The organism is Synechococcus sp. B60.1 (assembly GCF_047462555.1).
Classification (GTDB): Bacteria; Cyanobacteriota; Cyanobacteriia; order Thermostichales; family Thermostichaceae; genus Thermostichus.
Genome location: NZ_JANSJN010000183.1, coordinates 1 through 2,096 on the forward strand (window position 1 = coordinate 1; position 2,096 = coordinate 2,096).

A 2,096-nucleotide genomic window follows, 5' to 3' on the forward strand; every position below is an offset into this window, starting at 1 on the left:
GCATCGCAGGTATGGCCTTCGCTCTAAAAAAGGCCTACCAGCAAAAAGATCTCTATCTCAAACACCTCTCTACCCTCAAAGCTCATGCGCTGACGCTCTTACAGGCTCTCCTTCCTGAGGCACGCATCAATGGCGTTCCTACCCTGGAAGGGAGCCATCCCGGTATACTGAACTTTTATCTACCGCCGGAGAAGGCGGACGACCTGCTACTTATTCATCTGGATCTGGCTGGGGTATGTGCATCGGGCACATCGGCGTGCAGTTCGGGAAGTGGGCATCCCTCGCATGTCCTGCAGGCAATAGGGCTATCGCCAGAAGAAGCAGTACGGGCTGTACGGCTCTCATGGGGCTGGGGCAGCGAAAAAGCACATCTGGAGGTGGCCATTCAGACTTTACGCCAGAGCCTTCTTTCGCCCACGGCATAGGCTATGCAGGTGCCTTATTTAGAGCGGTACGAGATTTTGCAGACGCTGGGCCAGGGCGGCATGGGGGTGGTCTATCTCGCCCGCCAGAAAAAGCTCGACCGCCTGGTGGCGATAAAGGCGATTAGTCCTTACCTTGCGCAAGAGCCCGAAGTTCGGGAGCGCTTCGCCGCCGAAGCCAGTGTGCTGGCCCGCCTATCCCATCCCAACATCGTCACCCTCTACGACTACATCGAGGAGCCGGATGCCCTCTATCTCGTCATGGAATATGTCGAGGGCAAACCCCTCTCCGAAATCCTCAGGGCCGGACCTCTCCCCTTAGAAAGCATCCGCAAGTACTTCCGCCAAATCCTGGACGCGTTTGCCTATGCGCATGGCAAGGGCGTCATCCACCGGGATATCAAACCCTCCAATATCATCATCACGCCCGAAGGGCAGGTGAAAATCCTGGACTTCGGCGCAGCCAAAACCTTGGCGGATCACACCCTTAGCCTGGGCACCCAAAAGGGGGGCGGATTTATCGGCACTGCTCGCTACGCCTCTCCTGAACAGATACGGGGCAAGTCTCTGGATGCCCGCTCAGACATCTACTCCCTGGGGGTGGTGCTCTACGAGATGCTGACGGGATCCATGCCCTTTCAATTGGAAACCGACACTCTGCACAGTTGGATCCACGCCCATTGCTACGAAAACCCGATTGAGCTCACCTCGGCAACAACCCCGCAGCCAATCCCACCTGCGGTGGCAGCGGTGGTGATGGATTGCCTCAAGAAAAACCCAGACGAGCGGCCGCAGACGATGCAGGAGCTAGGGGAGCGGCTGCTGCAAGCCTATGAGCTGACGGTAGCCACTCAACTCTCCAGCAGCCAGGCCAGTACCGTGATTCTTCCCACCAGCGGTGCCAAGGCTCAAGGCCATGCTCCACCTTCTTCTATTCCCAGGCCGCCAATCGAAACCACCAGCAATACAGGATCAACTGCTGGAGCCTTTGAAGATATCCGCGATGAGGATTTGGATCTCATTGAAGAGGAGCCGGCCTCCCCTCCAGGGGTAGGGATCCCCTACTACATCACCGAGCGGGCACCTCTCCCCTCAACTACCTCGGCAGAAGCTGCGCCGGATCCCTCCTCTCAAGCTGCAGGCGAAACTGCCAAAACGCCCTCTACAGTCATCCCAGCCAGCAACACTCGTCCGGCTGCTCCTCCTCAGGATCCCCCCGTCCCACCACGGACGGATACCCCCCGCACCCGCCCCCTGCCGCGAGCTGCCCCCCCAACGGTTCTCCAGCCTTCTGGCAGCAGCCTCAAGTGGGTCTTGGCTGGGGGAGGCGCTGTGGCTTTGTTGGCCGCGTTTTTGCTCTGGCCGCGCCCAGCAACCCGCGATACCCAGGAAGAACCGGAGCCGATCCCTACCGCCGCAGTCACCCCGACACCTACCCTCGAGCCCGTTCCCACCCCCACACCGGTGGCGACACTTACTCCAACTCCGGCACCGACACCTACTCCCGTTCCAGTGGCAACGCCTACTCGAACTCCGGCACCGACACCCACTCCCACCCCGGTGGCGACGCCTACTCGAACTCCGGTACCGACACCTACTCCCACCCCGGTGGCTACGCCTCGTCGAACTCCGGGGCCGACGCCCCGGCGCGGGCCGGGCGGGGGGGGGCGGGGG

The 2,096-nt window shown here is 60.7% G+C and carries 1 protein-coding gene and 1 pseudogene; both read left to right on the plus strand.

Annotation, left to right across the window (positions count from 1 at the left end; all coding sequences use genetic code 11):
- A pseudogene (locus NW863_RS12835) lies at nucleotides 1-425 on the plus strand (hypothetical protein); the annotation flags it as partial.
- Nucleotides 426-428: 3 nt separating this feature from the next.
- Nucleotides 429-2,096 (plus strand): serine/threonine protein kinase (locus NW863_RS12840; RefSeq protein ID WP_414366832.1); only part of this gene is annotated, 1,668 nt, incomplete at its 3' end.